The sequence below is a fragment of the Rhizobium sp. 05L429 genome, from assembly GCF_056397645.1.
Window position 1 is genome coordinate 207,544 of the sequence record NZ_JBFTNV010000013.1, and the last position, 7,671, is coordinate 215,214.

7 protein-coding genes are annotated in these 7,671 nt (G+C 61.2%); all 7 read right to left on the reverse strand.

What is annotated here, in order from left to right; genetic code table 11:
- Positions 1-8 precede the first annotated feature (8 nt).
- Complete coding sequence (locus AC1DNW_RS16330) at positions 9-923, reverse strand: ABC transporter substrate-binding protein (protein WP_477853619.1); 915 nt, start codon at positions 921-923, stop codon at positions 9-11.
- A 99-nt stretch (positions 924-1,022) separates the two neighbouring features.
- Positions 1,023-1,967: an ABC transporter substrate-binding protein gene (locus AC1DNW_RS16335; RefSeq protein ID WP_477853598.1), complete on the reverse strand. Its 945-nt coding sequence runs from the start codon at positions 1,965-1,967 to the stop codon at positions 1,023-1,025.
- Between the two features lie 93 nt (positions 1,968-2,060).
- Positions 2,061-3,842, reverse strand: coding sequence for an amino acid ABC transporter permease/ATP-binding protein (locus AC1DNW_RS16340; RefSeq protein ID WP_477853600.1), 1,782 nt, complete (start codon positions 3,840-3,842; stop codon positions 2,061-2,063).
- Between the two features lie 38 nt (positions 3,843-3,880).
- Positions 3,881-4,438 carry a GNAT family N-acetyltransferase gene (locus tag AC1DNW_RS16345; RefSeq protein WP_477853602.1) on the reverse strand — a complete coding sequence of 186 codons (558 nt, stop codon included), beginning with the start codon at positions 4,436-4,438 and terminating at the stop codon, positions 3,881-3,883.
- Complete coding sequence (locus tag AC1DNW_RS16350) at positions 4,435-5,634, reverse strand: M20 aminoacylase family protein (RefSeq protein WP_477853604.1); 1,200 nt, start codon at positions 5,632-5,634, stop codon at positions 4,435-4,437. Before AC1DNW_RS16350 ends, AC1DNW_RS16345 begins: the two co-directional genes overlap by 4 nt.
- Before the next feature lie 18 nt (positions 5,635-5,652).
- Positions 5,653-7,002, reverse strand: a complete 1,350-nt coding sequence (locus AC1DNW_RS16355) for an LLM class flavin-dependent oxidoreductase (RefSeq protein WP_477853606.1) — start codon at positions 7,000-7,002, stop codon at positions 5,653-5,655.
- A 23-nt stretch (positions 7,003-7,025) separates the two neighbouring features.
- Positions 7,026-7,671: LLM class flavin-dependent oxidoreductase (locus tag AC1DNW_RS16360; protein WP_477853608.1), on the reverse strand; the 646-nt coding region annotated here is incomplete at its 5' end.

Genomic DNA, 7,671 nt, shown 5'->3' on the forward strand with positions numbered 1-7,671 from the left:
GTCCTCACTCAGAATTTCGGCAGGCCGGGCGGGTTCGTCTCGGAGGCCGGCAGCGCCTCTTCCGAGAGCTGCCAGTGCTCAAGGATCTTTGCATAGGTTCCATCCTTGATCAGGCCGTTTGTGGCGAGCGTCAGCGTATCGGCAATGCCGCTTCCCTTGCGGGTGGTGATCGCGACATCGGAGCGATCGGGCCAGCCAGCGCTCAGCGTTCCGACCCGCTTGAGGTTCTTGTCGCGCGCGGCGATATAGACGAGCTGCGCATGCGGCTGGACGATGACGTCGGCGCGACCCGAGCGCAGCGCCAGCAGGCTTGCCGCCTCATCGTCATAATATTGCAGCTCGAGAGGCTTGAGACCGGCGGCGACATCCTCGTCGCTCCATTTCAGCAGGATGCGTTCCTGATTGGTGCCGGCACCGACGATGAAGCGCAGTCCCGCCGCATCCTTCGGCTCCTTGATCGAGCTCACCGGGCTGTCCGCCTTGACGAAGAAGCCGTGAAGGCCTTTCCGGTAGGTGGAGAAATCGAACTTCTCCTTGCGCTGCTCGGTCACGCCGACATTGGAAATGACAGCATCATATTTGCCCGAGGTCAGGCCGAGCGGCCAGTCGATCCAGGCAACCGGGACGATCTCAAGCTGCAGCCCGAGGCTTTCGGCGATGGCACTGGCATAATCGGGGTCTGCGCCGACGACCGTCCTGGCATCTGTCGCGTAGGTGGCGAGCGGCGGCCCGCCGGGGCTGACCGCAATCGTGAATTTGCCGGGCGAGACGAACTTGAAATTCTTCGGAATGGACGCGATCGCCGCCTCGTTGCGTTGCGCGTGCACGCGGTTGGGCTGCTCGGGGCTCAGGTCGAACTCATCAGCCGTGGCAATGCCTGCATAGCAGGCTGCCAGCGAGGCAATGGTGGCAATCGATGTGATKCGCAGTCTGGAAAATATCGTCACAACAGAACTCTCCAAAATATATGAAAACGAGGACGGACCGGCGCGACCTCCAACGCCGGTCCGTCAGACCATCCTTTATGAACCGCTCTTCGGCAGCCCCGGCGGGTTGGTCTTTGCTTCGTCGATGGCTTCTGCGTTCAGGCTCCAGTGCTTCAGCACTTCGCCGTACTTTCCGTTCTTGATGAGATCGTTGACGGCGACGGTGACGGCATCCGCAAGGCCGCCGCCCTTCTTCGTCGTGACGGCGATTTCAGCCGTCAGCGGCCAGCCGCCGKAGACGATGCCGACAAGCTTGGTGTGTCCCTTGATGGAAGAGCTGTAGGCCTGGGTCGCGTTCGGATTGAACTCGATATCGGCGCGACCGGACTGCAGCGCCAGGTCGGCTGCGGCGCGGTCGTCATAATACTGAACCTCGATCGGCTTCAGGCCGGCGGCAACATTCTGCCGATCCCATTCCAGGATGATCTTTTCCTGGTTGGTGCCAGCACCCGTAATCACCTTGAGACCGGCGACGTCCTTCGGTTCCTTGATCTCGGTGATCTTGCTGTCGGACTTCACATAAAAGCCGAGCACGTCCTTGCGATAGGTAGAGAAATCGAACTTCTCCTTGCGCTCTTCGGTGACCGTCACGTTGGAAATGACCGCATCATACTTGCCGGAGGAGACGCCGAGCGGCCAGTCAGCCCAAGCGACTGAAACGAGGTTCAGCTCAAGGCCGAAGGAATCGGCGAGTAGCTGCGCCAGATCCGGATCGGCGCCGACCACGGTCGCAGCATCCGATGCATAGGTGGCAATCGGCGGATCCCAGGCATTGACGGCAACGGTGAACTTGCCCGGTTCGACGAACTTGAAGTTCGGCGCGATGACCTTGATGGCCGTCTCGTCCTTTTCAGCGCGTACGCGGTTGGACGTATCCGGGCTGAGATTGAACTTTTCAGCGGCCTGCGCCGTGCCGAGACCGAGTGTCGCCAAGGCGACGACACCGGCTAGCAGGTAATTGGCTCTATTTCTGAATGCCATTTTCCTTCTCCACTTCATCTTAGGGTTGTTGTTGTTTCCATGCCCTCCGGACGCCCGTCGCGGCCGGGATCTGCTGGCGCCCTGCCCTCCTATTCAGAGGACCTTGGCGAGGAATTCTCGGGTTCGGGGATGTTCCGCTTCGTTGAAGATGCGGGCCGGCGAACCGGCTTCGAGGATATGACCGCCGTCCATGAAGACGACAGTATCGGCGACCTCGCGGGCAAAACCGATTTCGTGGGTAACAATCACCAGGGTCGTGCCGGTACGCGCCAGCTCCTTGATGACATCGAGAACTTCGCCGACAAGTTCCGGATCGAGCGCTGAGGTCGGCTCGTCGAACAGCAGCACCTTCGGGCGCAGTGCCAGCGCACGGGCGATGGCGACGCGCTGCTGCTGGCCACCGGAAAGCTGACGCGGATAGGCGTTGATCTTGTCGCTGAGGCCGACGCGGGCAAGCAATTCCTGCGCAAGCTGGATGGCGTCCTCGCGGTTGACGCCGCGGACCTGGATCGGCGCCTCGATGAGGTTTTCGAACACAGTCAGATGCGGGAAGAGATTGAAGCTCTGGAAGACCATGCCGATGTCGGCACGACGCTTCAGAATGTCTTTTTCCTTGAGTTCGTAGAGCACGTCACCCTTCTGCTCGTAGCCGACGAGATCGCCATCGACCGAGATGAAACCACTATCGACGCGCTCCAGGTGATTGATGGCGCGCAGCAGCGTGGATTTTCCGGAGCCGGAGGGGCCCAGGATGGCGGTGACGCTGCCTGCCGGCAGGGTCAGGTCGATGCCGTCGAGCACCTTTAGAGAGCCAAAGCTTTTGGAAATGCCGTGGATACGGACCGCACCGCCGGATCGCAGCACCGCTGCATCCCGGAAACCGGAGGTGCGGACTGGTACGCTCGATGGTGTAACTGCAGGTAGCGGACGGTTGAAACGCTGGAAGAAAGCCTGGAACGGCAATGGCTTCGGGTTGCGCAGCGCGCCTTTCGAGAAATAGCGCTCGATATAGTGCTGGGCGATCGACAGAACCGTCATGATGACGAGATACCAGACCGTCGCCACCATCAGCAGCGGAATGACTTCGAGATTACGGCGGTAGATCACCTGCACCGTGTAGAACAGTTCCGGCAGGGCCAGCACATAGACCATGGAGGTGGCCTTGGTCAGGCCGATGATCTCGTTGAAACCAGTTGGCAGGATCGACCGCATGGCCTGCGGCAACACGATACGAAAGGCCTGGCGGCGACGCGGCAGACCGAGGGCCGACGCCGCTTCGAGCTGCCCCTGATCGACGGACAGGATGCCGCCACGGACGATCTCGGCGAAAAAAGCCGACTGATTGAGCGTGAGGCCGAGGAACGCCGCAGCAAAGGGCGTCAGCAACTGTGTCGTCGGATATTCGAAAAGGACAGTGCCGGTGAATGGTACGCCGAGGGTAATGGTCTCATAGAGATAGCCGAGATTGTTCAGCACCAGGAGCAGAACGATGACGGGGATCGACCGCAGCAGCCAGATATAACCCCATGAGAGTCCAGACAGCAGCGGCGATTTCGAGACGCGGGCAAGCGCCAGCGCGGTTCCGAGGATAGAGCCGGAAACTGTCGCAAGCAGCGTCAGAAGCAGCGTGCGCCCTAGACCAGCAAGAACCGGCGCTGCGAAAAACCATTCGGCAAAGACATCCCAGCCCCAGCGCGGATTGGTAAAGGTCGAATAGAGCACTGCGGCAATGACGACAGCGGCGAATACGCTGCCGGCAAGCCGGCCGGGATGCCGCGCCGGGACGATCCTCAATCGCGAGTAGTCCTGCTGCGCATGATCGCCTGCCCTGCTGCTGCCGGTGTCGATGCCGGCATAGTCACTCGTCAATGCCATCGTGTTTCCCCTTGTTGTGGAGTGTTTTTTGCCTGAGCTCAGCGACCCGCTGCAGCCTGCAGCGGCGGTTGATCGGTATTGGCCGACAGCTGCGGTGCGAGGTGACGGATGTCCTTCTCGAAAGGCAGCGTCTTGTAGATTTCCGGGTCGACCTTGGGGTCGAAGAGTGCCGTGTAGCCGTAGTTGAGGTAGAGGCCGACGGCCTCAGGCTGGCGAAAGCCAGTCGTCAGGTAGACCCGCTGATAGCCCTGTCGGGCCGCCTGCACCTCAAGCTCCACGAGCACCTTGCGGGCAAGGCCTTGCCTGCGCAGATCGGAGCGCGTCCAGATGCGTTTGAACTCGGCCGTCTGCTCGTCGTAATATTTGAAAGCTCCACCACCGATCGTCTCGCCGTCGCGCACGAGCAGCACGAAATTTCCGACAGGCGGGGCGAAAGCCTCGGGCGGATAGCGACTGAGTTCGGCCGCGGCACCCTCTTCGCTGAAATAGTTGCCGTAGCGGCTGTCATATTCGTGGATCAGCTCGTCGATCAGCGGCTTGGCGCGGGGATCGAGAGGACTGGTGTAAAGAAACGTATCGCTCATGTCGTTCGTCACCCGTTATCGTCAGTGAGGAAGGTTTCAGCGAGCCGAACCCAGTAGCGGGCGGCCGGCGCAATGATCGCGTCGTTGAAATCGTAGTGGGCGCTGTGAAGGGGCGCGCTGTCGCCATTGCCGACGAAGAGGTAGCTGCCCGGCTTCTCCTGCAACATGAAGGCGAAATCCTCGCTCGCCGTGCGCGGTCGGAACCCCGCTTCAACGCTTTCCGGCTCGAAGGAGGAGAGCGCGACATCGCGGGCAAAGGCTGTCTCAACGCGATGGTTGATGAGCGCCGGAAAACCCAGCCGGTAGTCGACCTCAGCCGTTGCCCCGAAGCTCTCGGCCTGGGCTCGGGCAAGCGCCGGCACGCGTTCCTGGAGCTTGTCACGCACCGCCTGGCTGAAGGCACGCATCGTGAGTTTCAGCTCGACGCTTTCCGGAATGACGTTCGACGCTGACCCAGCATGGATGGAGCCGACGGTGACGACGGCCATATCCTGCGGATCGACATTGCGCGAAACGATGCTCTGCAACGCCGTGATGAAGGAGGCCGAGGCGAGGATGGGATCAACGGCGCGATGCGGCTCGGCGCCATGACCACCCTTGCCGATGATGCGAATGACAGCCTGATCGACGGACGCCATGGCGGCATCGGCGACGAAACCGAAGTGGCCTGCAGGCACGGCCGGCCAATTGTGCAGGCCGAAAACCGCATCGACCGGGAAGCGTTCGAACAGCCCTTCGGAAATCATCTTGCGAGCGCCGGCGCCGATCTCTTCGGCCGGCTGGAAGATCAGCCGCAAGGTGCCGCTGAAATTACCGCTTTCCGCAAGGTAACGCGCGGCAGCAAGCAGGATCGTCGTATGGCCATCATGACCGCAGGCGTGCATCACGCCGGGATTGCTGCTGGCATAGGAGAGGCTGGTCGCTTCTTCGATCGGCAGCGCGTCCATGTCGGCGCGAATGCCGATAGTCCGCTTGCCATTCCCGCGGACCAGGGTGGCGACGATGCCGGTACCGGCAATGCCCGTCGCCACCCCATAGCCCCAGGAGGAAAGGTGCGAGGCCACGAGCTTGCTCGTCCGGCGCTCCTGAAAAGCGAGCTCCGGATATTGATGAAGGTCGTGGCGAAGCGCGATGAACTCGTCGAGATAGGCGGCAATTCCTACCTCGATCCGATCATGACTGCGCGAAGTCTTGGTGATGACATTCATGGAAACGTCCGCGGCGCGTTATGCGCCGACGGCCTTTCCATGTTCGATAGCCTCGTCGCCACCCGCATATCGGCTCTCGCGGAACGGCAGGCCGAGGTGGTCGCGCAATGTCTCTCCCTTGAGGACCGGATCGAAATAGCCGCGCTCTTCCAAGATCGGCAGAACGTATTTCACGAAATCGTCGAAGCCTTCGGCGATCACGGGGAAACCGAGGATGAAACCGTCAGCGGCCTCGCCGTCGGTCCAGCGAATGATCTCGTCTGCGATGTGCTCAGCGGTGCCGATGAAAGCGGTGCGCGGCGTTGCGCTGTCGAGCGCGACATCCCGGAGGGTCAGCCCCTTCTCGCGCGCCGTCTTCTTAATCCGGTCGGTCGTGGCGCGGAAATTGTTGCGGCCGATATCGCCAATGTCAGGGAACGGTTCGTCGAGCGGATAGGCGCTGAAATCGTGATGGTCGAAGAAGCGGCCGAGATAGAGAAGCGCCTCTTCGATGGTGACGAGGTTGCGGATCGCCTGATATTTGGCTTCCGCCTCCTCCGCTGTTACACCAACGATCGGGCCGATGCCGGGATAGACGCCGATCTCTGCGGCCCGGCGTCCCTGCGCGATCGCGCTCTGCTTGAGCTGCTTGTAAAAAGCCTGCGCTTCCTCGATCGGCCCGCCATTGGTGAAGACCGCATCGGCATGTTTGCCGGCAAGCCGGATACCGGAATCGGAAGCGCCAGCCTGAAAGACGACCGGCTGGCCCTGTTTCGACCGGCCAATATTGAGCGGCCCTTCGATGCGGAAGAAACGCCCCTTGTGGTTCAGCCGGTGCAGCTTGCTCTTGTCGGCATAGACGCCGCTCTCGCGGTCACGCACGAAGGCATCGTCATCCCAGGAATCCCATAGACCCTTGATGGCGTCGATATATTCCTCGGCGATCTCGTAACGCAGCTCGTGCTCGGGATGCTCGCGCCMGTAATTGCGGCCCGACCCTTCGAGCGGCGAAGTCACGGCGTTCCAACCGGCGCGGCCGCCGCTGACGAGGTCGATGGAGGCAAACTGGCGGGCGATCGTGAAGGGATCGCTGTAGGACGTGGAAACCGTGCCAACCAGACCGATCTTCGATGTGGAGGCAGCAAGGGCTGCAAGGATCGTCAGCGGCTCGAACCGGTTGAGGAAGTGCGGGATCGACTGTTCGTTGATATAGAGACCATCGGCAACGAAGGCGAATGCAATGCCGGCCTCTTCGGCCTTGCGCGCGGTTTTGACGAAAAACTCGAAATTGGTGCTGGCATCAGCCGGGCCGCTTGGATGTTTCCAGGCATTCATATGGCCGCCTGGGCCCTGCAGCATGATACCGAAAGTGATTTTCTTCTTGGCCATGGGTTCAATCCTCCTGGGGATGGTCAGGCTGCGAGGGAAAGCCGTTCCTTGGCGAGCAGTTCGATTGAAGAGAGCCGCTCTGAAGCGGCGAGCGCCGGTGTATCGAGAACGAATTCCTTGACCCCGTAGCGGTGGTGCAACTCGTCCAATTCCTTGCGGATCTGAGCGGCCGTGCCGTGCAGCACGCTCGGCACCTTTTCCTCGGTGCGATAATCCGTGACACCGGCCTGCCTTGCGAATTCGGCCGCCTGTTCTTCGCTGCCGACATTCACGGTCTGGCCGTTGGGCAGAAAAATCTTGACGATGCGCAGATTGCCGACGCGCTCGCGGGCCTGCTCCTCGCTATCTGCTGCGAAGGCAGCGAGCGCCAGGATCGGCTTCTTGCCACCGGAGGCGCGTTCATAGGCTTCGAAGGTCTTGCGCAGGTTTTCCGGATCGCCGTTGAGATGGCCGGCGAATACCAGCCCCCAGCCCTTCTCGGCGGCCAGCACTGCGCTCTCGACGCTTGCGCCAAGAAGGAAACGCTCGGGTGCTGTCGGCGGAAAAGGTGTCGCCTGCGCKCCCTCGTAATTGGGATCGGCGGCGAGATAGGTGTTGATGTCGGAAAGCTGGACGGCGAAATCCGGCTTTCTTTCAGGATCGAAGGCTGCCTGCAGAGCCCGTGTCGAC

Excerpts from the sequence above, each read along its gene's own strand:
- AC1DNW_RS16340 (WP_477853600.1), bottom strand. The coding sequence starts at position 3,842 with ATGGCATTGACGAGTGACTATGCCGGCATCGACACCGGCAGCAGCAGG.
- AC1DNW_RS16350 (WP_477853604.1), bottom strand. The coding sequence starts at position 5,634 with ATGAATGTCATCACCAAGACTTCGCGCAGTCATGATCGGATCGAGGTA.